At 54.5% G+C, this 23411-nt stretch carries 17 protein-coding genes; 7 read left to right on the top strand and 10 right to left on the bottom strand.

Annotated features, from left to right (window positions below):
* Positions 1-143 precede the first annotated feature (143 nt).
* Both ACMHXH_RS20455 and phhA read right to left on the bottom strand, forming a co-directional pair.
* Positions 144-482, bottom strand: coding sequence for a 4a-hydroxytetrahydrobiopterin dehydratase (locus tag ACMHXH_RS20455; protein ID WP_025010903.1), 339 nt, complete (start codon positions 480-482; stop codon positions 144-146).
* A 54-nt stretch (positions 483-536) separates the two neighbouring features.
* Positions 537-1328: a phenylalanine 4-monooxygenase gene (gene phhA / locus ACMHXH_RS20450; RefSeq protein WP_071476251.1), complete on the bottom strand. Its 792-nt coding sequence runs from the start codon at positions 1326-1328 to the stop codon at positions 537-539.
* Between the two features lie 286 nt (positions 1329-1614).
* Here phhA and galU point away from each other — a divergent pair, with 286 nt between their 5' ends.
* The 6 genes from galU to ACMHXH_RS20420 all read left to right on the top strand — a co-directional run bounded on the left by galU (position 1615) and on the right by ACMHXH_RS20420 (position 8209).
* A complete protein-coding gene (gene galU / locus ACMHXH_RS20445; protein WP_039033810.1) occupies positions 1615-2526 on the top strand; it encodes a UTP--glucose-1-phosphate uridylyltransferase GalU in 912 nt (303 codons plus the stop codon).
* A complete protein-coding gene (gene galE, locus ACMHXH_RS20440) occupies positions 2523-3536 on the top strand; it encodes a UDP-glucose 4-epimerase GalE (RefSeq protein WP_101095276.1) in 1014 nt (337 codons plus the stop codon). Before galU ends, galE begins: the two co-directional genes overlap by 4 nt.
* Positions 3537-3538: 2 nt before the next feature.
* Positions 3539-4018: a ferredoxin-type protein NapF gene (gene napF, locus ACMHXH_RS20435; protein WP_144361197.1), complete on the top strand. Its 480-nt coding sequence runs from the start codon at positions 3539-3541 to the stop codon at positions 4016-4018.
* A gap of 114 nt (positions 4019-4132) precedes the next feature.
* A complete protein-coding gene (locus ACMHXH_RS20430; RefSeq protein ID WP_071476252.1) occupies positions 4133-4537 on the top strand; it encodes a bactofilin family protein in 405 nt (134 codons plus the stop codon).
* 151 nt (positions 4538-4688) lie between these two features.
* On the top strand, positions 4689-5663 hold the full coding sequence (locus ACMHXH_RS20425; protein WP_039033776.1) for a LysR family transcriptional regulator: 975 nt from the start codon (positions 4689-4691) through the stop codon (positions 5661-5663).
* 278 nt (positions 5664-5941) lie between these two features.
* A complete protein-coding gene (locus ACMHXH_RS20420) occupies positions 5942-8209 on the top strand; it encodes an OmcA/MtrC family decaheme c-type cytochrome (RefSeq protein WP_335912119.1) in 2268 nt (755 codons plus the stop codon).
* A 106-nt stretch (positions 8210-8315) separates the two neighbouring features.
* Here ACMHXH_RS20420 and ACMHXH_RS20415 read toward each other — a convergent pair whose 3' ends face one another.
* The 7 genes from ACMHXH_RS20415 to ACMHXH_RS20385 all read right to left on the bottom strand — a co-directional run bounded on the left by ACMHXH_RS20415 (position 8316) and on the right by ACMHXH_RS20385 (position 15560).
* Positions 8316-8990, bottom strand: coding sequence for a DUF2982 domain-containing protein (locus ACMHXH_RS20415; protein WP_039033774.1), 675 nt, complete (start codon positions 8988-8990; stop codon positions 8316-8318).
* A 68-nt stretch (positions 8991-9058) separates the two neighbouring features.
* A complete protein-coding gene (locus ACMHXH_RS20410; RefSeq protein ID WP_335912121.1) occupies positions 9059-9838 on the bottom strand; it encodes a YdcF family protein in 780 nt (259 codons plus the stop codon).
* A 196-nt stretch (positions 9839-10034) separates the two neighbouring features.
* Positions 10035-10937, bottom strand: coding sequence for a fructokinase (gene mak, locus ACMHXH_RS20405; RefSeq protein WP_071476255.1), 903 nt, complete (start codon positions 10935-10937; stop codon positions 10035-10037).
* A gap of 28 nt (positions 10938-10965) precedes the next feature.
* Positions 10966-11727, bottom strand: a complete 762-nt coding sequence (cysQ, locus tag ACMHXH_RS20400; RefSeq protein WP_083399796.1) for a 3'(2'),5'-bisphosphate nucleotidase CysQ — start codon at positions 11725-11727, stop codon at positions 10966-10968.
* 188 nt (positions 11728-11915) lie between these two features.
* The gene (locus tag ACMHXH_RS20395) at positions 11916-13157 is read right to left on the bottom strand and encodes an SDR family oxidoreductase (protein WP_335912122.1); all 1242 of its coding nucleotides are present in this window, start codon (positions 13155-13157) and stop codon (positions 11916-11918) included.
* 69 nt (positions 13158-13226) lie between these two features.
* Positions 13227-13988, bottom strand: coding sequence for a phosphatase (locus ACMHXH_RS20390; RefSeq protein WP_071476258.1), 762 nt, complete (start codon positions 13986-13988; stop codon positions 13227-13229).
* Positions 13989-14336: 348 nt separating this feature from the next.
* Positions 14337-15560 (bottom strand): DEAD/DEAH box helicase, encoded by a 1224-nt coding sequence (locus tag ACMHXH_RS20385; protein WP_071476259.1) that lies wholly within the window; start codon positions 15558-15560, stop codon positions 14337-14339.
* A gap of 227 nt (positions 15561-15787) precedes the next feature.
* Here ACMHXH_RS20385 and ACMHXH_RS20380 point away from each other — a divergent pair, with 227 nt between their 5' ends.
* Entirely contained in the window at positions 15788-18184 is a 2397-nt protein-coding gene (locus tag ACMHXH_RS20380) for a Lon protease family protein (RefSeq protein WP_071476260.1), read from the top strand.
* A 147-nt stretch (positions 18185-18331) separates the two neighbouring features.
* Here ACMHXH_RS20380 and ACMHXH_RS20375 read toward each other — a convergent pair whose 3' ends face one another.
* Entirely contained in the window at positions 18332-23278 is a 4947-nt protein-coding gene (locus ACMHXH_RS20375; RefSeq protein WP_039033768.1) for a S8 family serine peptidase, read from the bottom strand.
* Between the last annotated feature and the right edge of the window lie 133 nt (positions 23279-23411).

Genomic DNA, 23411 nt, shown 5'->3' with positions numbered 1-23411 from the left:
GGTCTGCAAGCGATGTAAAAATGCGCCCTATACGTTAGAAGGTTCTGACACAAGTGGCAAGCACGCTTTACAGCAGATTTGTAACAAAGGGAAAGGATTCAGTGTGAAGATACAATCAACACACTGAATATATTAGGAAAAGATTAATCCAGTAACTGGTCTGTCTTGGCAGCCATGATAAAGTCGTTACGGTGCAACCCCTTAATGGAATGCGACCACCAGGTCACAGTCACCTTGCCCCATTCAGTCAGGATCCCCGGGTGGTGAAACTCTTCTTCAGCCAAGTCCGCCAGCTTATTGCTAAAGGCCATCGCCTGCCGGAAATTTTTAAACTTGTAAACCCGCTCCAGCTGCATGATGCCATCGCGCACCTGCACGCCCCAATCCGGGATCATCCGAATAAGCTCAGCAAGCTCGGCATCTGTCACCTTGGGAGCATCGGCGCGGCATGCTTCGCACTTCATATTGGCCAGTTCAGTCATAACATCTCCTTGAAAGTGGCCTGCACTCTTGCACACAGGCCATTACCGCCAGTATCAGCTGGCTTTGGGTTGAAATTTGGGGGTAAAGAGTCCCAATCGTTTGGCTTGAGTAATCGCCTTCATAATGTCCATGCGGGCGATTTCATCCAGAAAATCTATATGCTCTATCTCGTAATAGATGGGCTGCATAATGTCTATCCGATAGGGAGTGCGCAACACATCCAGCAGTTCAAAAGGTCTGCGCTCCGGAGTATCACTGAAGGCGTACAGCGTCTCGCCCGGCGAGCTCAAAATGCCGCCACCGTATATTCTCAGGCCGTCGGTCTGGGTACGCAGCAAACCAAACTCCACGGTAAACCAGTAAAGACGCGCCAAAAAGACTCTATCTTCCTTGCTGGCATCAAGCCCCAACTGACCGTAAATATGGGAGAAATGAGCAAAGGCCGGGTTGGTCAGCAAGGGACAATGACCGAAAATCTCATGAAAGATATCCGGCTCCTGCAGGTAATCAAACTCCTCCCTGCTGCGGATAAAAGTCGCCACCGGAAACTCCTTGTTGGCCAGGAGTTCAAAGAAGCGCCCGAATGAAATAAGCGCCGGCACCGCCGCCGTCTTCCAGCCCGTGGTGTCCTGCAACACGGCATCCAGCTCTCCCAGTTGCGGGATCCTGTCTTTGGGCAAGTCCAATGCCTTGAGCCCTTGCATGTATTCATCGCAGGCGCGACCGGGCAAGTTGTGTTCCTGGCGGGAATACAACTCCTGCCAGATGGCGTGTTCATCTTGCGGGTAATCTATTCGGCCATCACTGCCTGGATGACGTGCCACATATTGAGTTGCTTTACTCATAGTCCATACTCACTGCCTGAATCGTTTCTGATTTCATGTTCACTCAAGGGCGAACTTTTGTTAACCAGCTCACACTTTATTTCCGGAGGCTAGTGATGAAAATTTGTAAAGAATGGGTTACAAAATAGTATTTAGCTCGGTAAACTCAGTAGCTTGCTCTTGCAGCCCAGGCAGAATTTTTTGCAAGTTTCCAGCAAAATAAGCCCTTTTTGCAAATGGCTTTTCAGTTTTACTGCATTACAATAGGGGCTGATTTATCCCGAGCACCCAAGGTATCTGAATGCCGATAAAATCAACCACCATCCGCAAGGCGGTGATCCCCGTTGCGGGTCTTGGCACCCGTATGCTGCCGGCCACCAAGGCGATTCCCAAAGAGATGCTGCCGGTAGTAGATAAACCCTTGATTCAATATGTAGTCAGCGAAGCGATTGCCGCCGGCATCAAGGAGATCGTGCTGGTCACCCACGCCAGTAAAAACTCCATTGAAAACCACTTCGATACCAGTTTTGAACTGGAAGCCCAGCTAGAGCGCCGGGTAAAGCGGCAACTGCTCAATGAAGTGCAGTCCATCTGCCCGCAAAATGTCACTGTTATCAGCGTCCGCCAGGCTCAGGCCAAAGGGCTGGGGCATGCCATTCTCTGTGCCCGTCCGGTAGTAGGTGATGAGCCCTTCGCCGTGCTGCTACCGGATGTATTAGTAGACGATGCCGCCAGCGATCTTTCCCGCGATAACCTGGCCGAAATGGTCAGCCTGTTCGACCAAACAAGAACCGGGCAGATAATGGTCGAAGGTGTACCGCACGAGAAGGTAGACCAATACGGAATAGCCGATGTCAACGGCCACGATCTTAAGCCGGGCGAATCCCAGCCGCTGATCAAACTGGTTGAAAAACCGGATGTCGACGAAGCCCCCTCTAACTTGGCTGTAGTGGGCCGCTATGTGCTACCTGCCGCCATTTGGCCCTTGCTAGGCAAAACACCGGCCGGTGCCGGTGATGAAATCCAGCTTACTGATGCCATTGCCATGCTGATGCAAAGCCAGCAGGTCAACGCTTACTATATGCGTGGCAAGAGCCATGACTGTGGCAACAAGCTTGGCTATATGCAAGCAACGGTAGAGCATGCATTGCGCCATCCCGAGCTTGGCAGTGAATTTGCCGCCTATCTGGGCGATTTAATAAAAGGATGTAAAGCATGACAATTTTGGTCACCGGCGGTGCCGGTTATATTGGCACCCACACTCTGGTCGAACTCTTGGCCGCGGGCAAAGAGGTTGTGGTAATAGACAACCTGAGCAACTCAAGTGTTGAAGCCCTGGCCAGAGTCGAAGAGATCAGCGGCAAGAGCGTACTCTTTTATCAGGGTGATATCCTCAACAAGGCATTCCTGCAGAAAGTCTTCAGCGACCACAGCTTCGAAGCCGTTATTCACTTCGCTGGCCTCAAGGCGGTAGGTGAGTCCGTCGCCCAGCCACTGAAATATTATGAAAACAATGTCACCGGCACCCTAATTCTGTGTCAGGTGATGAAAGAATATGGCGTTCGCAACCTGGTATTCAGTTCATCGGCCACTGTTTACGGCGATCCCGCCAGTCTGCCGATCACCGAAACTTTTCCCACATCGGCCACCAACCCCTATGGTCAATCCAAACTGATGGTGGAACATATTCTGGCGGATTTAGCCGCGGCCGAACCCAACTGGAATATCGCCCGCTTGCGTTACTTCAACCCGGTTGGCGCCCACAAGAGCGGCCGTATCGGTGAAGATCCCAACGATATCCCAAATAACCTGATGCCATTTATCGCCCAGGTTGCCGTCGGCAAGCGTGATAAACTCAGCGTCTTCGGCAATGACTACCCCACAGTAGACGGCACAGGTGTGCGCGACTATATCCACGTAGTTGACCTGGCCATAGGTCACCTCAAGGCTCTGGACAAGCTCGCCACCAATCCAGGTCTGGTCACCTATAATCTGGGAACCGGCCAGGGCTACAGTGTACTTGAGATGGTCAAAGCCTTTGAAAAAGCCTGTAACAAGGCGATCCCCTTTGAGTTTGCCCCGCGTCGTCCCGGCGATATCGCCGCCTGTTATGCTGATCCCGCCCATGCTGCCAAAGAGCTGGGCTGGAAGGCTGAGCACAGCCTGCAGGATATGGCCGACTCCAGCTGGAACTGGCAATCCAACAACCCTAACGGTTACAAGGGTTAGTCATGGATCTTTCCCGCAGACGCCTGTTCAGTCGCCGCAAGAGTGATCTGGTTCGGCCGCCCTGGAGCAAGCCGGAGGCGGAATTTACCGACGCCTGCACCCGCTGCGGCGCCTGTGTGGATGCCTGCGAGACTCAAGTGCTTATCAAGGGGGATGGCGGCTTTCCGGAGCTTGACTTTCAGCGCGCCGAATGCAGCTTTTGTCAGGCCTGTGTCACCAGCTGTGAACAGCCGGCATTCAGGCCTCTCATCGAAGCGCCTTGGCGGCTCATTGCCCAATTTGCCGACAGCTGCCTCGCTCGCCAGGGTATTGTCTGCCAAAGCTGCAAGGATGCCTGCGACGAACGGGCGATCCGCTTTCCGCCCCTTTTAGGGGCTACCGCCCTGCCGGTACTGGATGCTGAGCGCTGTAGTGGCTGCGGCGCCTGCGTTGCCCCCTGCCCCGCCTCTGCCATCAAGCTACGAGAGCCAAACCCCGACTGACGCTCTGCCGGAAGCCAAAAATCTGACTCCCACAGCGCCAAATATTAGTGGTTTTGTTACTTTGTGATAACAGGTAATATCGAGTTTCCCCTGATAAAACCACTAAAAAGTACTATGTTTGGTAAAAACAAAAAAACGGCAGGGCTCACCTATATTGCCCAGGGTAGCAAGATTACCGGCGAGAGCCACTTCGATGACGAGACCCTGGTCGGCGGCGCCATCTATGGAAAAGTAACAGCTGAAAATAAGCTGATCATCGAAGCCAACGGCCTGGTTGATGGCGAACTTAACTGCAAGGAACTCAAGGTTTCCGGGCTATTTCGCGGTAAACTCCACTGTGAAAAATTAACTATCTGCGGTACCGGCACGGTCGAGGGAGAAGTCGCCAGTAAATCAATGGAGATCTTCGAAGGTGGTCAATTTATCGGTATCAGAGTCAAAGATGAGGTTAACTTGCTTAAAGAGCTTGGCGATGATAATCCCCCTATGACTGAACTTAAGCTCCAAGCTCAAGAGTAGTGATCAAAAAAGCACACAAACATGACTTTTATCACATTTTAATCACAATAAATTCGAAAAGCGCACTGAATTGTGCTCAGTCACAGTAATCATATTTGTGCTGGTCTAGCATCTATCTCCAAAGAGGTATAAATCCATAGGATGGATGCTAATGTCGAGTCGATTATTGAAACAGCTGTGTGAGCTGGATATCTTTACCCTCATGGTGTTCAAGAACATCTATGAAACAGGGCACGCCAACTGTACAGCGCGAGAATTGGCAGTGTCTGCCCCTAAAATAAGCCGCTGCCTGGCGGCACTGAGATTAGCCTTTGACGACGAGCTTTTCTATCGCCGTCAGCAACAACTCAAGCCTACACCTCTGGCGGAGAATCTATACCAACCGGTTTGCGATTTCATCCATTCAGTGCACCGCCTGGAACAGCAAGTTCATCAGAGCCGCTTGCCTTCAAGCGATATCTGTATTCATGTAGCCGTAGCGCATGGCTTGCTTTCCTCGCTGGCGATGAAACTGGGACAGACGAACATTCAGCAGCAGTTGGGCCAGATCAGACTCTACCCCTGGCAAGATGATTCAGCAGAAAAAATTCACCGTGGACAATTAGACTTAGGGGTCTGTCTGGAGCACCCCGAGCAGTTGGATCTCATTCTGAGTTCGCTTGGGCAAACCATGGGTGTGTGTGTTGTCAGCCGAGAGGATCATCCGCTGTGGCAAAAATCACCGGCTATCACCCTCGAAGATATCAGCCAATATACTTTCGTTTACTTGACCATCAAGGGCTTCAACGAGCGCATGGATCCCATGGAACTCTTCTGTCAGCAAGAAGGCATTCCCCTATCCCAAGTGCATGCCGTACACGACAGGGAAGAATGGCATGCTCATCTGTTGACCATGAGCAGTGTAGCCTTCAGCACCCCCAATGAAATGGCGCTTATTGAAGGCATGCCGGGTTTGCGGGTGCAACATCTGCCCGAGACCGAAGTGGCTAAACTCCACCGGGCATTTTCGCTGCCAAGCTACTCCTTGGTAGAAAAGGCCCCCAGCTATCGCCGTTACTCCGAACAACAAAGAAAACTGTTGTTGAACCTGGTCACTCAAGAACTCTACCCCAAGGCTGAATATTGAGAACTGATTGATCACCTGGCATCTTTGCGACCTTCAGAATTAGCCCATTCTCCTATTTGTCCAGAATTATCTGCTACTTATAGCCAGCTTCAGCTTGTCACTCTGCGCATTCGGTAATTTCAAAAACTGAAATTACCGATTTCGCCACCCGTTATTTCTTTATCAATTTATTAACTCATATTTCACAAATAAAACAATAAGTCAAAACTACTACTTTGGATGTATGTATATTCAAATGACTGCACAGGCAGTACCCATAATTTGAATAAAGGGACGCAATGATGAAAAAACACAATAAGTCATTACTGGCGCTGGCTCTGACCAGTCTATTGTGCCTTACCGCATGCGGGGACGGTGAGGACGGAAAAGACGGAGCCCCCGGTGAACCTGGCATACCAGGCGAACCCGGACAGCCAGGAGCCCCCGCAGGTTCAAGTACTTCCACCATTATCAGTGCCGGCGATGTCAGTTTCGAGATAGTGCCGGCCGACAACACACTGGCAGGCGGCGAAACCTTCGCCCTCAAGTTCAAGGCCTCGGCCACCAACGGCTCAGGGGAGCGAGTCCCACTGACGGGCCTGGATCAAGTCGCCCTCTACTCTATTACCGCCATGAGCAATAGTTCCGGCAGCGGTGCGCCGCTGCAATGGGTCAATAATGCCACGGCTCAGGAACTGGGCAGCTCCATGTACTGCACCCTGGATGGCACCTATAGCTCCAGGGGTCAAACTGGCGATGCCTGTCTTCTGGTTGAAGATCCGGCCGAGCCAGGTACCTATACCGGCACTTGGGCACATGATGGAGTCGCTCCCATCATGAATGCCAATGACAACCTCAGCGCACCTCATCGCTTGTTCCTGCGCGCCTATAACCTCAAGGATGCCAGCGGCGCAGCCATAGCAGACAAGGTGCTCTCTACGCCGCTGGATTATATTCCGGCATCCGGCGAGCTGGTTGAAGCCACAGGTAAGGATACGGTAACAGATACCGCCTGTATTGCCTGCCACAGTGAAGTCGAAGGCCGCATCGCCAAGATAAACGCGCACCACAACTACCAAAGCACTGAGAAGTGCGTTGCCTGCCACAACCCGGCTCTGGTACCTAACGAAGCCCAAAAAGCCGAAGGTTGGGTATTTGATTTCGGCCCCATGGTTCACAGGCTGCATGCCGGCCATCACATCGCAGGTTTCCTCTCCGGTGAAGCCAAAGAGTACTTCGGTGAAATAGGCTTCCCGGCAGAACTTAACAACTGCGCCAGTTGCCACAACAACGGTGACTCCTGGAACGCCAATATCTACCGCGAAGCCTGTGTCGGTTGCCATATCAATGTTAACTTTGAAACCGGCGTAGGCCACTCTGACTTCAACCTGGCTCAGGCCGACGACAGCCAGTGTCAGTCTTGCCATGGCAGCGGAGCACTTAGCCCAGTGCAAGCTCATAAAGTGGGTAAACGAGCTGAATATGCCGAGCTGTTGACCGTTGAGTTCACCTCGGCCACTGCGGCGGCTTCCACCACAGCGGGCAATAAACTGGTTACCATCACTGCTAATGTCAGCTTCAATGGTCAACCACTGACAGATGCAGCTCAACTGGCGGTGCTCAACAAAGACGCCACTCTGATAGGCAATGTGGATGCCAGAGGCGAAGTCACCCGCTGGGGCAGCAGGCCAGGTCTTGCCAGCGGCAGCGCCGCCAATGGTGTGCTGACCCTGACTACTGATGTCCCGGAAGCTCAGGCAATGGGCACCATTTACATCGGAACCGAGGCCAACTTCTGTGTCGATAACTCAGGTAAGATAGCCGCCTGTGCCGAAGGCATGCCCTTCGATGCCGTCAATCCAATTGGCGCCACTTCAAGCGTTAAGTTCTATAACCTAGATGGTGGTGATGCTGTCACAGCCCGCTTTGCCATTGCAGAGCGGATGAGCGCCAGCGAAGCCAAGTGTAATGCCTGTCACGGCACACTGGACTACATCAAGGGTACCCGCCACGGCACCTACACCTTTGATCAGTGTATGGACTGCCATAACAACAGCTATTACGGCTCCTATCACGGCACCTCCGAGTACAACACGGGTAATCTGGATGCCGATGGCAAGCCGATATTTGCCGAAGTCCCCGGACTCCTGTATGCCAACCGCGATCTGATGACAGTTGCCCACCGTTTCCACAGTGGTAACTGGGGTGAAGCTGCCATCTTCCGTGACGCTTCAGGCGAGCTGCACGGCTATCCAGCTGTGGAAACAGAGTGTGCTGCCTGCCACAAAGACGACACACCGCTGTTTGCCGCCGATGGTGGCCTGACATCCGCCAAGCGTGGGATCAAAATTTCAGCTACCGAGTATATCTCTCCCGTTGCCGAATCCTGCCGTACCTGTCACGCTCACTCTGACGCGGCCGCTCTGGCCCACTTCAAGAGCAATGGTGCCTTCGTTGCCGGTGATGCTGCCACAGACGCCAACCTGCCGGTTGAGTCCTGTGCCACCTGTCACGCCGAAGGCAAGACCTATGGCGTAGATAAGGTACACGCAGGGGGTGCTCACTAGTACCGTACCTTGAGGGCTGTCCCTGCAAGGCCCTCCCTCAACTCTGCAACAACAAGGGGACCCACTTGGGTCCCCTTATCTTTCCTCATCCAACTTAAACCATAACTTACAACTCTGTAGCCGACATCCTCTGCTGCCACAGCTGTCGCAGTTTACGGACAAAGCTCTCCGGCGGTTGATCCAATGCGTCCACGGGAATATAGAGGTGATAACCCAAGTACTTGTCCAGCGTCAGGCAACGGCGGCCAAACATGGCCAATACGCCTCGGTAACGCTCATCATTGACCGTAAGGGGTTCAAACTCAGCGCTGAGAGCCGCTTCCAGTGTCTGCAGCTCTTCATCCTGGGCAGCTGCTGTCATCAGCAAGGGCCGCTGCTCCGACAAGAGCCCGGTCGCCAACCTGGGTGAAATGGCATCCAGCAGTGGATTGATACGTTTGAGCTTGAGCCCGACATAGGGCAGCGTCAGTTGCTCCATGCCTTGGGTGACTCTGGGCTGATCCAGCCGCTGAATATTATCCCAGGCCACAAACAAGCTACCGCGGCGATGGAAGAATCTCAGCCCTTCAGCGCTGAATTCAAGACTGACATGGGGCTCGAGCTGCTTGGCAATACCCAGCACCAAAGACACGGCCCCAAGGGCAAAACACACTATGCCCGGGGCAAACATCCAGGGCCAACCGATAAACAACACCAACCCCAGGACTATGCCCAGCCCTCCGGCCAGAGTCAGTGTAATGCCATTGCGCTTACTGCCCGGCCTTATTGTGATAGTTTCCATAACGCTTTCGCTCTATTGCCAGCGGCTTATCAGCCGTTTATTCATTCTATAACCAGGGTTCTGAACCATTAGCGGCCGGTAACAGTCAACCAGGCCAATCCCAGATATTCGTGCAACGCCTTTTGTGAATCATCCAGATTGGATGTGGTCAGGCGCCACCAGTGATCGCGCCTGAGCAGAAAGTCGGTCGGTGCCGCCCGAGGTTCAAGCCCGGTCGAGCGGAATATTCGCATCGCCCTTGGCATATGGCTGGCGGAGGTGACCAGGATCAGTTGTCTGCCACCCAAGGCATCTATCCCTTTATCATCAGTGCCGGCACCGAAGGCCTGCCGCAGCGCCTGGGCTTCCTCTATGGTATCGCGGGCCGAATCCAACATTAAAACTCGCGATGGCTCGGCCCCCAACTCGATGGCGGCCTCGGCCATACGCCGGGCATGACTCTGCTGCTCAAGGCCGCCGCTCCAACCACTGACCGCCAGCAAGCAATCTTTGCTGTTGGCCGCCTTGAGTTGCGCCACCCCTTCACTGAGACGCTCAAGTGCCGTTGCCGACAACATATGTCGCGCGAGTCCGCCAACCTCATCATCATGGCCCGACCCCAGCACCATCACCACACAGGAGCGCGCCGGCGCTACGGTATAAAGTGGATACTGACGCTCAAGCCCGGCAAGCAGTGTATTGCTGCCGATAGAGCTGGAAAGCAGTAGCACCCAAGTGATGGCAAAAACCACCAGGGCGCGCGCTACACCCGGCCTGCGACGGATATAAAAACAGGCAAGCAGCAGAGTGACCAAGGTTAGAGGGATGGGCATAAAGAATTGAGAGAGGATTTTTTTCAGCCAGAACACGCTTGATATCCGAAGGTTGGCAAAAGTAGCCATAGCTTACAGAAGCGTTACTCGGCTGACCAGTGATTGGCGAAGGGCTATTGACTCACTTGCCCCAATACATGTTCGAGCGCTTTTCACTTTTGTCTAAAGTGCCTAGAGTGTCTAAAGTGTCTCAGTCGAATACCTGTAACACGGCCCGGGCACCTCGCCAAACTCAGTCCTGGCCCCACAGCCAAGCGGCGCCGCGTACCCCGGAGGAGCAGCCGTAGTGATTGGGCAACACAGGAGTTCGGCACTCGCCGCCGACCACATAGCGCTTGAGTCTATCCGGCAATGCCGGATAGATGGCCTGCACATTGGACATACCGCCGCCGAGTACTATGGCGTCCGGATCCAGCAGATTGATCACATGGGCCAGAGAGCGGGCCAGACGGTCGAGATAGCGCTCAAAGGCCGCGCCGGCCTCGGCATCCCCCTGCTCCAGCAATGCCATCACCTCGGCGCCTGAGCTGAGCTGCGCACCGGCAGCCTGGTTATAGTCGCGGACAAACCCGGTTCCCGAAATAAAGGTTTCGATGCAGTCGTGCTTGCCGCAAAAACACTCAGTGCTGTTGAACTCCTCGGCGCGTATCCAGGGCAAGGGATTATGGCCCCATTCACCGCCTATACCATTGCCGCCCTGATGTACCCTGCCATTGATGGCAATGCCGGCACCGCAGCCTGTACCTATGATCACCCCGAACACCACCTCTTTGCCTGCGGCGGCGCCATCCACCGCCTCGGAGACCGCAAAACAGTTGGCATCATTGGCAACCCGCACTTTGCGCCCCAGACGCTGCTCGAGATCTCTATCGAGCGGATGACCATTTAACCAGGTGGAGTTGGCGTTTTTCACCAAACCGGAAAAGGGTGAGATCACCCCGGGAATGCCAATACCCACAGTTCCTGTCATTTCCAGCTGCGTCTCGGCTTCATCGACCAAGGCACAGATGGCCTCAAGGGTCGCCTGATAGTCTCTGGGGGTGGCAATTCGCTTGCGAAACAGCTCACTCCCGGAATCACCCAGAGCCACCAATTCAATTTTAGTGCCGCCCAAATCAACGCCGATACGCATCATGCTTTCAACTCCGGTGTTTGTATCTGCTTTAATCGCACGGCCAATCGGCGCTGTATGCGATAAACCAAGGATTGAGGATAGTTTCTTTTTGGTTATATTTTAAGTTGTTGCCTGCTGGATATTCCAAAACTCGGCCACCGGCACTCTCAAGCACGGCCTGAGCCGCCGCCGTGTCCCATTCACTGGTAGGGCCCAATCTGGGGTAGATGTCCGCCTTGCCCTCAGCAAGCAGGCAGAATTTGAGTGATGAGCCGACACTCTTCATTTCGTGCTCACCGAGCTGCTGCAGATACTCGCCAAGCCCCGGGCTCGAGTGCGAGCGACTGCCGACAATCACAGGAACCTGGCGCTTAACTCCGGCCCTGGCATTCAATTCCACCCGCTGGTATCCAGCCGCATTTGGGGTCTCACGCCAGGCACCGAGTCCCAGTGCGCCCAAATAGCACACGGCTGTGGCGGGCACATAGACAACACCTGCGACCGCCTGGCCTCGGTGAATAAGCGCAATGTTGACGGTAAATTCACCGTTGCCCTTGATAAACTCCTTGGTGCCGTCGAGTGGGTCGATAAGCCAATAGGTTTCCCATCCCCGCCGCTGCGCCCAGGGGATATCCGCCGCTTCTTCCGACATCTGTGGCCAGGCTGGAAACTCACGCGCCAGCGCCTGTTGCAACACGGCGTGACTGGCAAGATCGGCAGCCGTGACCGGACTGTCATCGGCCTTGTGCTCAATCGCCAGTTCGCCGCCCTGATAGTAGTGCATTATCGCCTCACCGGCGGCGCGGGCCATCTCGGTCAAGAGTGTCAGCTGCTTGGCATCAAGCAAGGTCTTGGGGGGATTATTCGACAAGGTTTCATCCTTTGGATCAACAAGATAGTTTATTATGCCAGCCACCCGGCTTTGGTGGGTATAACCTTTAGCTACTGGTTATAATCTACAGCCGGTTTTGCCTTACTTTTCATCCTGTTTAACCCCATTCAATCCAAGGAAGGTGCACCAAGCCCCGAAAGCATCAGCGCCAGCTGCGCCTGCCAGGAAAGCCAGATGGGTGATGGATAGTCTTTTGGCAAATAGCAGCGAAATGCCGAAGGCATGGCCGCCATGGCATCTTTGAGAGCGCTTGAGTCGAGCGCCGAATACGCCGGGCGCGGCGCCTGCGCTCGATTCAATAAGGCGCCGTACTCTGCTGTGCTGACAGGCGTTATCCGGCACCCTGGCGTGATTGGCGCCGGGTTTGCTGGTGAATGCAATGTAGCTTGAGATGGCGACGCGGTTTGCAATGGCACCGCCGCCTGAGAGCTTGGCGCTGAATTGCACTGCTGCTTGGCAATTTGCTCGGCTATCTCTTTGGTGAAAAGATACCAGCTGCACTGCCCCGTTGCTGCGTAATGAAAGCAGCCGCTCAGCACCGCGGACTTCTCTGGCTTAAGATGAAACCAGATGAGCAACTGCCAGATAAGCCGCGCCAACGCCTCGGCCCAGGTTGGCGTGCCGATCTGATCCGCCACTACCTTGAGCTCGGGGCGCTCGGTCAGCAATCGCCGCATGGTCAACACAAAGTTGCTGCCAAAACGGCTGTAAAGCCAAGAGGTTCTCAGCACCAGGGCGCCGGGATTGGCCTTAAGCAAGCGCTGCTCGCCGGCGAGCTTGCTCTGACCGTACAGGCTCAACGGCTCGCAAACATCACTCTCGGTCAAGGCTCTGGGCGCATTCCCGAGCATATTGGCCGCTGCATTTCCAGAAACGTTTCCAAGAGCATTTCCCAAATCCTTCCCGAAGACATTTCCGAAGACATTTCCGAAGACATTCCCGAAGACATAGTCGCTCGAAATATGGATAAGCCAAGCACTCTGTTGCCGGCACCAGATAGCCAAACGCTCCGGCGCTTCGGCATTAAGCGCCATCGCGGCAGCCATATCCTGCTCGGCCGCATCCACGGCGTTGTAGGCGGCGCAGTTGATTATCACATCAGCATTGATTTCACTGAGCCGCTCAGACAAATCTGCCGAGGTTAAATCCAGCTGCTGATGCCCGAGCGCCACAATTTCAATTGCGCTGCCAGGTGCTACAGCACTGCCGGGCACCAGGCTTACCTCAGGTATCTTCATTCGCAGCCTGGAAGGCGAAAACTCGGGTAACCAAGGTAAGTTCGCCAGCAGCGCCTGTCCGAGCTGACCATGAGCGCCGGTGATCAATATTCGGGTAGTCTTGGCTGTCACGATTCGGAATTCATGGCTAATCAGTTGATGGATTTTTGTGGTTCGTATACTTAAAGCAGGCGAACCAGGTTAGCCTGCAACCGCCTCACTCTCAAAGTAGTCGATTAACTCACCAAGCGTCTTGTGGCCTCGCTGCTGCAGGAAATTCAGCAGTGCCAATGGCTCGCGATTGAGCAGCCTGTCTCTTGGATAACCGGCGGCATCCACTATTTCAAGCGCCAGCGGGAACTCACCCAGACTGAAGGCCACATGGGAATCTGATCCCATCACCAATTGGGCGTCGAATCGTTTCGCCAGTTTGGCAATATTGAGGCAGCTGTCTTCACTGCCCTTGCGGGAGCAGGCAAAAGAGGAGTTATTGATCTCCAGCGCCACATTATGCTCGGCGGCGGCGCGGACAATCAGCTCCTGATCCAGTGGATATTTGGGGTTGCCTGGGTGGGTAATGATATCGACCTTGCCGCTGCGAATGCAGTTCAGCAGCGCCTGAGTATGGCTGTCACTGTCGGCGGGAGGGAATACCGGCTCGTGAAACCCGGCCTGCACCAAGTCCAGCTCTTCCAGGAACTCACCAAAGAAGTCGATTTCCCCCTCCAGATTGGTAATATTGGCTTCAATCCCGCGCAATATCCCCACGCCGTCGACTATCCGCGGCAACACCCTGAGATTCACGAAATGCCAAAAATGCGGTGCATCGGCCATCGCCGGACCATGATCTGTGGTGGCAAACAAACGGATCCCTTTGTGCTTGGCGACTGCCAGATAATCATGGATCGTGCTGTAGGCGTGAGTAGAGGCAACTGTGTGGGTATGGGTATCGACTACGAACATGGCTCCCCCAGGAGACTGTTTCTTGAAAACCGGGCCACTAGCTTAGCGCAACTGACCCACTTTGGCGAATGAACCCAATAGCTTTCCAGCCCATCGGCCACCCCAAAGATAAAGGGGATGCATCGACTCAAACGGCTTGAACAGCATAGATTTCCACTCGGCAAAACTCTCAAGCACCTGCCGTGGGCTTTCGTCCTAACGGCTTCTCGGCACGCCGTGAAATCATCCCTGATGGCTCTACTCTGGCACCCATGCCAGCGAAGGCCTCGAATCCATCAGGAGCAGAATACTTATGTTGTTGGCATTTGCGGTTGATTAACCCAAGTAGGCTCAACTAAATCGGACTTGCTATCTTTTACCAAGCGCTCTCTTGCGGGCCCGCTGCTTTTGGGCGGCTTTACTCTGGTTTTTCGGCGCGTCGAAACTGCGGTTGAGATCCGGCTCAAACCCGGGCAGCCATTCTCTGGGGAGGCGCCTGTCGAGCATGGCTTCCAGCTCTTCGAGGAGGCGCTCGTCGTCACGACTGAATAGGGTGATGGCGAGCCCTTCCATGCCGGCGCGGCCGGTGCGGCCAATGCGGTGTAGATAATCTTCGCGCTTGAACGGCAGCTCCAGATTGATAACGCAAGGCAAGGCCGCTACATCCAGGCCTCTGGCGGCAACATCCGTGGCCACCAGCAAACGGTATTCACCCGCCTTGAACGCCTGATAGGTCTGCTCCCGCTGGGCCTGACTCAGATCTGAGTGCAGCGCACTGGCGGCCAAGCCCTCGGCACTGAGCTCACAGACCAGTTTGTCGGCGCCCTCCTTGGTGCGGCTGAACAGCAACACCTGACGCCAGTCGTGCCGGCGACAAAGGGCGGCAACGGCGGCGGCCTTACGCTCGCTATCGAGCTCAATCAATCGCTCTTTGATACTGCCATCCTGCTCTGATGCTTGCAGCTCCAGCACTTTGGGAGACTGCAGCAAAGTCTTGGCCAGGTGCCAGATGTTGTCGTTGAAGGTGGCGGAAAACAGCAGAGTCTGGCGCTGTTTGGCCATCTTTTTCATCAGCGCCGAGATCTCATCTTCAAACCCCATGTCCAACATGCGGTCGGCCTCATCAAACACCAAGGTTTCAACCTTATCCAGCCTGAGACTGCGCTTTTTAAGATGATCCAGCAGGCGCCCGGGCGTGGCGACCAAGAGATCAACGCCATCCTTGAAGTTCTTTAGCTGCCCATCGAGTGGCACGCCGCCATAGGCAATGGCAATCTTCAGCTCGCAGCCCTTGGCATAGCTTTTAATGTTATCGAAAACCTGCTGCGCCAACTCCCGGGTAGGCACCAGCACCAGAGCCTTGGGCGCTGCGGGTTTTACTGCTCTCTCAGCCGTGGCGGGCAGTAAACGCGCCAGCAGCGGCAAGGCAAAGGCGGCGGTTTTCCCTGTGCCCGTCTGTGCCTGCACCAGGAGATCGCTGCCGGCGAGCACCAAAGGAATAGCCTCTGCCTGCACTTGGGTTGCCTTGCTAAAACCCAGTCCGGCCAGATTGGTCAGTAGCGATTCGGGCAGAGAAAAAGCGGCAAATTCCATGGAGAGTCCTTCAAAAATAAAGCTTAGAGCAAACCGCCATTATACCCTGCTACCCGGTGCCGAATAGATGTTATCCCTGGGTTCAGGCAGCAAACGTGGCTTACGGGTGAAAAATTAACCGCCCGAGAGACTTATTCGGCTTGACGTTTGCTTTAGGCTGCAGCGCATCTTATTGTCATAAAAAGCAGTTTTACTTTTCTCTGCCCTATTTGAACAAGGAAGCGCCCATGGCCGTCACCAGCTTAGATGCCAGTCAGGTATATCGTCCCGCCAATCTCGACAATCTGGGAGATGAGGTCAAATCTACCCGCGAACTGGAGCCGCTGGATGACATCATAGGCCAGGAGCGGGCCCAGAGTGCGGTGGAATTTGCCATGTCCATCAAGGAGAAGGGCTACAACATCTATGCCATAGGCCAAAATGGTCTGGGCAAACGCACCATGATGCTGCGTTATCTCAAGCGCCATGAATTTACCGACAAGACACTTAACGACTGGTGTTATGTGGCCAACTTCGACCAGACCCGGACCCCAAAGGTGCTCAAACTGCCCGCCGGCAAGGGCGTCACTTTCAAGAAAGAGATGGAAAAACTGGTTCTCAGGCTGGTCAAGGCGCTGCCGTTGGCGTTTGACAACGAGATGTATTACCGCCGCGCCGACAAGCTCAAAAGTCAGTTGGCGCAAAAACAGGAAGCGGCGCTGCTGGCTCTGAGCGAAGAAGCCAAGGGGATGAAAATAAGCCTCTCCATCAACACTCAGGGCGAGTATCAGTTGATGGCGCTGAACGGCGAAGAGCCGCATACCGAGGAAACCTATCTCGCCCTGCCAGAAGCCGAGCAACAGCTGTTTGAACAGAATATCAAACACTTGGAATCGCGCCTAAGGGGCATTATTCGCCAATTGACCGAATGGGAAGAGGAGTTCAGCACCAAGCAGCAGGAGCACGATGAACAGGTGGCCCGCGAAGTACTGAGCCATTTCTTCAAGCCGCTCAAGGATGAATACCGCAGTCTGCCGGAAATCCGCTCTTTTCTGACGGCGATGCAAAAAGATATGCTCGGCAACCTGGATATCTTCCTTGAGGAGAGTGAAGACCAACTGGCGCTGGCTTATGCCTCGCTGGAAAAGAAAATGCCCAGGCGCTATCAGGTTAATCTCTTGGTAGAACAGGAAGAGCAGAAATTCCCTGTGGTGGTAGAGGAAAACCCCACCTATCACGGCCTGTTTGGATATGTGGAAAACGCCACTTACCGCGGCACTGTCTTTACCGACTTTTCGCTGATCCGACCCGGCAGCCTGCACAAGGCCAATGGCGGGGTGCTGCTTATGGATGCGGTCAAGGTGCTGGAGCGGCCCTACGTTTGGGACGGACTCAAACGGGCACTGCGTTCCCGCAGTCTGGACCTCAGCTCGCTGGAGCGTGAAGTCTCCCTGTCCGGCACAGTTTCACTGGCACCTGAGCCTATCCCTCTGGATGTCAAAATCGTGCTCTTCGGTGATAACCAGACCTACCAGTTACTGCAGCATTATGATCCAGACTTCAGCGAGCTGTTTCGGGTAACCGCCGACTTTGAAGATGTGATGCCAAGAAGTCCGAAGGCCGAATGTTTCTATGCCAGATTCATCTCCTCGATAGTGCACGACAACCAGATGCTGCACTGCGATCGCAGCGCCATTGCGCGGATAATCGAATTCAGCTCGCGCCAGGCCGATGACCAAACCCAATTGTCACTGCATTCGGCCAATATCGCCAATCTGCTGCGGGAGACCCACTACTGCGCCAAGGCGGCCAACGCCCGCAGTATTCGCCTCGCCCATGTGGAGCAGGCACTGGCGCAGCAGGAGCAAAGGGTATCGCGTCTCAGGGATCAACTGATGCAGAGCTTTCACAAGGGCACCACCCTGATTGATGTGCACGGCAAGGTCTGTGGCCAGGTCAACGCCCTGTCGGTCATCGCCACCACAGATCATCAGTTTGGCCTGCCCAACCGTATCAGCGCGACCACAGCCTTTGGCAAGGGCGAAGTGTTGGACATTGAACACAAGGTGCGCCTCGGCGGCCGTATTCACTCCAAGGGGGTGTGGATCCTCTCGGCCTATATCAAAACCCTGTTGGGACGCGAGGCCGATATTCCGCTGACCACCTCCCTGACCTTTGAACAATCTTATTCCGGGGTCGATGGCGACAGTGCCTCCATGGCCGAATGCTGCGCCATTATCTCTGCAATCGCCCAGGTTCCCCTGCGCCAGGATATCGCCATCACAGGCTCAATGAACCAGTTCGGTGAAGCCCAACCCATAGGCGGAGTCAATGAAAAGATTGAAGGCTTTTTCGATGTCTGTGCCATCAAGGGGCGCAGACATACCCAAGGGGTGATCATTCCCGCGGCCAACGCCCACAACCTGATGCTGAAAAAGCCTGTGGTGGACGCAATCAGCAAGGGCAAGTTCCATATCTGGACGGTCGAGCATGTGACCGAGGCGATGGCATTGCTGTGTGATATGGAAACCGGCAAGGCCGACAAGCGCGGTCACTACCCGAATGGCAGTTTACTGGGGCTGGCCTCGGCCAGGCTGTCAGCCCTGAAAACTAAAAACCAAGACAAGAATCAAAACAAGGCTTAAACCTATTCTGGGCAAAGCGCACTCTTTTCCGGTATAAAGTCAAAACGTCAGTGACCATGCCGTGAAACTCAATAAAAATCCCCGCCATTGTTAATGGCGGGGATTTTTCATCTGGCTATTTTTCCAGGCGAACCACCTGAACTGGGCTTAACGCCGACGTCGCAGCAATCCCAGCGACAAGAGCAGTAAACTCCAGCCGAGTGAACCACCCGAGTCTGACTCATCCACCGGCGGCTCTGGTGGGCTCACAGGGTCAACCCCGTCGGACTCCACCTTCAGCATAAAGCTGGTGCTGGCGGCATCGCCGCTGTTGAGGCTATCACGCACAGTTACTGTGACCAGGGTTTCACCGTGGAAATCGGCCTCTGGGATCAGGTTGAAACTGTCACCGTTAATCTCTGCGCTGATGTGTTCACCACTGACCTCCAACAGATTAGGCACTTTATCGGCATCAATATAAGTCACGGCAATACCGTCTATACGGCCATTTTCAGCAACGCTCATGTCACTGAGTGGCGCCAGTTGGATATTGCCTTTAACCGCAATTTGATGGCTCAGGGTTTCCGGTTCGCCGCCTTCAAGATCGTAATCCAGTGTCATGGCAAGCGCCTTACCGGTAGCACCGGGTTGAATCGCCGCCTTGAAGCTCAGCTCGACCCTGCTTTGCTCAGGCCCTGAGTAATCAAAACAGATCACAAGGTCTTCCTCGAGCAAGGTATCCAGATTATCGAAGCCCAGCATCTCATAAAGATAGCCATTCTTCGGCCCCGCATCACTGGACCAGGTACTGTCAAAGCCTTCGACAAACACAGCACCGTCGGCCACATCGGCCCCCAGATTCTGGTAGGCATAGATGATCTCATACATACCTGGATGATCGTCGATACCACTACGCAGTATGGTCTGGAAGTCAAACTCCTGACCTGTCTGGCGGTCGGTAACATTATCAAACTCGAGGAACAACAAATCCCCCAGATCCGGACGTTCTTCCTTATACTGAGACGCTATGGTCAGGCCCCATGGTTCTTCCCAATGACGGCGGTACTTCATCTCGAAACTGCCACGCCAGAAGGGTGCCAGCGCCTCGTAGAGGAAACCCGGGCCACGGTGCGCACCCATATACCAGTAGGCAGTGTTAAACTGCAACGCGCCCACTGTGTGCATCCGCATATAACCGGCATTGGCCTGATTGTACACCTTAAACTCGGCGCCCTCTTTGTAGAACAACCAGTCAATAGGCACATCGACACTGGTTTGAGAATCACCGACCAACCAGTCGGCATTGGGCTGCATACCAAACTCACCAAAGAGATCTATGTAGCCACCGGTGGAGTACTCATCAATCATAGGTGTACGACACATGGCATCGTTAAGGTTGGTACTGACTTTGTATTGCCGCTCAAGGAGCCGAGTGCTGGGCTGCAAGCCTGTCAGCGTCAAACCGTTTTCATCGGCAACAATCGCTTCGGCAACCGCAGGGTTATTGCTCTTGATGGTCGCCGGCGCCAAACGCATGCCTTCAGGTAACTTGAGCTGCAGTTCATAGTTGCGATCGCGGGATTCCAGGTTGGCCGCCAGTTTAACGGTAACATCCACAACATCTTCACTCAGCGCCTTGTCCTGGCTGACTGTCCAACTGACGGCATCCTCGCTGCGGCGGATATTGAGGGCACTAAAACCGAAAGAACCTTCAGCGCCCGGCCCGGCACCGAGATCCATACCGCCATAGAAAACATCCCCTTGCTTGGCATCGGGAATATTCCAGTTAAGAGTCAACTGGTAGTCACCGTTGCCATCGTGCGATGCCGGGCCATCCAAGCTCAACATACCACGATCGTCATCGGCCATGATCACCGCATGGCCGGTCACAGCTTCCACTTCCCCCTTGCCATAAGCCATGGCGGTGGCAAACCAATAAGTACCGGGAGCAGGATTTTCCAGGCTACAAAGGTTGTTTTCGGCTTGGCTGGAAGAGAAACACATCAGCTCGGCATCGTATTCAGCCTTGAGCGCCCTGTCATCCTGTTCCATCTCCTCCTGCGAAGGGATAAAGCCGTTGTTGCCGTTGGCATCACGACCCAGGATCACAAAAGGGAACACCCCTGAATAGCGTGGGTTCATATCCTCAAGCGTGCTGGTGCGCTTGGCGCTCTGCACTTCCACCACCAAACGCTTGGCGCCTTCAGGAACCGTGACTGTTTGAATATCCCAGCCCTTTTCTATGTAGTCCAGGTCAAGGAATGGCGCCACGGCTTCCAGGGTGGCACTTTTAAGTTCAGGCTGCACTGGGCCGTAGAAACGTGGCGTCAGCTGGGCATAGGCCGAGGTATTCATCTTCAGAGTCTCACTGCCCTGAGAGCGGCTGATCTCCAAATCCATGGATACCGGCATCTGATCTGCCTTACTGGCCACCACCACTGGCATGTGCAGCTCAGGGGAAGCACCCGACGCTTCAGTGAGCCTGAGCTCACCATTGAAGAAGGTGTTTTTGTTTTGTACCTGTTGCCAAGGCGTTCCCGGTTCGCTCGGATTGACGTTGGACTCAATCAGCGGCGGCACTTTGGCCTTGATCACCAGGGTCTGACTCTCACCCTTGGCAAGAGTAAAGTTCGTGGGAGAAACGCTGAGCTCAAAGCCCTGCTCCTGACCCAAAGCCTCGGCACTCCAGCTGCCGTCGCGGGTAGCAGTAACAGTACGCATCCAGCTGCAGCTTTGCTCACAGGCCATTTCCACCATGGAAGGCAGGTTGAGCCAATTGACTATCCCACCGTTTTCCGGATTGGCATTACGGTAATTTTCTATGGTCTCATCCATCACCAGGCCGGTATCGGCTGCACGGGCCACATTAATGGCACCGGCGCCAGCCATAAAGTGATAGAAAGGCTCCAGCAACTCATAACCTGTGTTGAGATACACAGGCCCGGCAGTCATCATCAGCGCCGACTGCACTTCAGCCGGGGTCCACTCTGGATGCAGCTGCATCAGCAACGTCATGGCACCCGTCACATGGGGGGCTGCCATTGAGGTGCCGCTCATAAAGGTCCAGTCAGAAGCATCCGGCGCTCCGGTAAAGGGTTGATCATCTGCGTTGGCAGCGTAAATCTGTACCCCGGGAGCAGTAAGATCCGGCACCAAGGTGTTGTTGGTGCGGCTCGGGCCCATTGAGCTGAAAGGCGCCAGGTTATTGGCCAACGCGTCGTCAAATAGATACTCGTTGCTGAAATCCGAGATAGTCGCGACAGCCGTGCCAGGCTCACTGTATTTAACCCAGTTTTTCAGCTTATATCTGTTACTCTGCTTCACCTGGATCCCAGGGATCACAAAGCTGTCGGCCACCAGATTGTCGACCTGATAGTCCACGTTTTGCAGAATAAAACCACCGGCGCCGCCGGCCGCTACATTCTTGGCCTTGTCCACTCTGGGAATGTCACCGCGCTCACAGATGACAATCTGGTCATCGCGGAAGGTTCCGGCAGGGAAAGGGGCGTTGCAGGAAGCGGCGTTGAAATCATCACTGGGATCAGGGTCGGCATAGTTTTCAGCCAGCACCACCTCACCGGTAATGCTGCCGGAGAAACTCTTGCCTGCAATAGGCTCGGACGGGCGATAACGTTCGTTGCCGCCGAAGTTGTCTATATGCTTGCTACCGGCTTCCAGCACCCTGTCGTGGGTGGTGGCGCCAACAGTTGTCACCCAGGGAGAGCTGTGATCCGCGCTCCAATAGGCGCCGGCATTACCGGCCGCTACGGCCACAGAAATCCCCGCTTCACGGGCTGCCAGAAAAGCCAACTCCATAGGGTCGGCCCAGGGTAAAGATTCAGCGCCACCGATTGAGAAGTTTATCGCATCGACCCCGTCGGCAATCGCATCTTCAAAAGCCGCCAGAATCGCCGACTCGGGACAACCTGCATAGGGATCACCACCATTGCCGGGCCAGCACACCTGATAAGAGATGATATGTGCCCGCGGCGCTACACCGCTGGTAGACGGGAAGTTAAAGGGCACATTAACCCCATCACTGGTAGCGTCACCTGTTGCAGCCTGCAAAGGTGTATTATCCAGATGGTTACCTGCTACTGTGCTGGCGGTGTGGGAGCCATGGCCGTTATAGTCCTCACCATTGGCCGGGCGCACCATGACAGGTGTGCCCCAGGGGTTGGCCTGAAATTCCGGCGCACCGTAAACATCTGTGATCTCGGGATAGGAATGTACCCCCACCAGTTTGTTGTTACACAGCTCAGGGCTGTCGACACAATCACCGGTAAACTTGTTGCTACCGAGCGGATTCAAACGCACATAGTCCTGATCCTCGGCAAAGGCCGGGTGATCTGTGTTAACCCCGGTATCTATGATCCCGACCAACATGCCCTCGCCCTTGGCAGCCAGGCCTGTACTCGGGTCCTGGCCGAGCCAGATCCGGTCGGCACCGATAAACTCAGGCCCTCTGTCGGTACGCAGTTGGAAAATGCGGTTAGGGGTTATCCGCTTGACGCCGCTCTGACGGGCAAGAATTTTGGCATCTTCCTGAGTCATCTCCACCACCATGGCATTGCTGGCGACGGTGAAGCGCTGTTTCAACTGCAGATTGGCGCCGGCCTGACGGGCGCGGTTTACGAAACTGTCCTGGCGCTGTTCCAGGAAGCGGCTGTAAGCCCTGGCATCAGTCGTATTGACACTGACCCGACCTTTGGCGATCAGCGAACGATTTTTTGGTGCCTTGGTGGCCGCCAGCCCTGAAATACTACCGTCATAAGTTGCCAGAGGCTCTTCATTAAGCTGCACTATATAACTTTGAACGCCACTGACAGATGGATCCGGTTGAAATATCTGTTCCGGTGTCCGTTGACGCAACACCTGATTGAGCACTCCCGGCTGACCGGCATAAATATCACCTTCAAGACTCGCCTTGCGGGCCTTGTCTGCCGCCAACACCTGTTCTTTGGTAAAACTTGGCTGATAGAAATTGCCTTTGCCCACAGGTTGCATCTGCACCTGGGCGGTGGCGCTCATCATGCCGCCGAAATAGAGCGCGGTCAGACTGGCCAGCGCCGTCTGCCGGAACCGCGTTCCAAGCTGATTATTTGTTATAGTCATAGGTCCTCTTTAAGACTCTTGCTTTCAATTACGCAGAAAATCTGCCCTCCAGATATAACAAACAAAAACAAACAATTTCGTAGCATTTGGTAACGTTGCAATTACATGCGGATTTATGGGATGCTGACGACAC

The sequence above is a fragment of the Shewanella sp. BJSY2023SW001 genome (assembly GCF_047314685.1).
In the GTDB taxonomy this organism is placed as follows: domain Bacteria; phylum Pseudomonadota; class Gammaproteobacteria; order Enterobacterales; family Shewanellaceae; genus Shewanella; species Shewanella indica.
This window is presented reverse-complemented; position numbering and strand designations above follow the sequence as displayed.

What these genes read in the sequence shown, in the direction of transcription:
- ACMHXH_RS20425 (WP_039033776.1), top strand. Translation starts at nt 4,689, where the DNA reads ATGTCGAGTCGATTATTGAAACAGCTGTGTGAGCTGGATATCTTTACC.
- ACMHXH_RS20380 (WP_071476260.1), top strand. Translation starts at nt 15,788, where the DNA reads ATGGCCGTCACCAGCTTAGATGCCAGTCAGGTATATCGTCCCGCCAAT.
- napF (WP_144361197.1), top strand. Translation starts at nt 3,539, where the DNA reads ATGGATCTTTCCCGCAGACGCCTGTTCAGTCGCCGCAAGAGTGATCTG.
- ACMHXH_RS20415 (WP_039033774.1), bottom strand. Translation starts at nt 8,990, where the DNA reads ATGGAAACTATCACAATAAGGCCGGGCAGTAAGCGCAATGGCATTACA.
- galE (WP_101095276.1), top strand. Translation starts at nt 2,523, where the DNA reads ATGACAATTTTGGTCACCGGCGGTGCCGGTTATATTGGCACCCACACT.
- cysQ (WP_083399796.1), bottom strand. Translation starts at nt 11,727, where the DNA reads ATGGCCCGCGCCGCCGGTGAGGCGATAATGCACTACTATCAGGGCGGC.
- mak (WP_071476255.1), bottom strand. Translation starts at nt 10,937, where the DNA reads ATGATGCGTATCGGCGTTGATTTGGGCGGCACTAAAATTGAATTGGTG.
- ACMHXH_RS20385 (WP_071476259.1), bottom strand. Translation starts at nt 15,560, where the DNA reads ATGGAATTTGCCGCTTTTTCTCTGCCCGAATCGCTACTGACCAATCTG.
- phhA (WP_071476251.1), bottom strand. Translation starts at nt 1,328, where the DNA reads ATGAGTAAAGCAACTCAATATGTGGCACGTCATCCAGGCAGTGATGGC.
- ACMHXH_RS20430 (WP_071476252.1), top strand. Translation starts at nt 4,133, where the DNA reads ATGTTTGGTAAAAACAAAAAAACGGCAGGGCTCACCTATATTGCCCAG.
- ACMHXH_RS20390 (WP_071476258.1), bottom strand. Translation starts at nt 13,988, where the DNA reads ATGTTCGTAGTCGATACCCATACCCACACAGTTGCCTCTACTCACGCC.
- ACMHXH_RS20455 (WP_025010903.1), bottom strand. Translation starts at nt 482, where the DNA reads ATGACTGAACTGGCCAATATGAAGTGCGAAGCATGCCGCGCCGATGCT.
- ACMHXH_RS20375 (WP_039033768.1), bottom strand. Translation starts at nt 23,278, where the DNA reads ATGACTATAACAAATAATCAGCTTGGAACGCGGTTCCGGCAGACGGCG.
- ACMHXH_RS20420 (WP_335912119.1), top strand. Translation starts at nt 5,942, where the DNA reads ATGATGAAAAAACACAATAAGTCATTACTGGCGCTGGCTCTGACCAGT.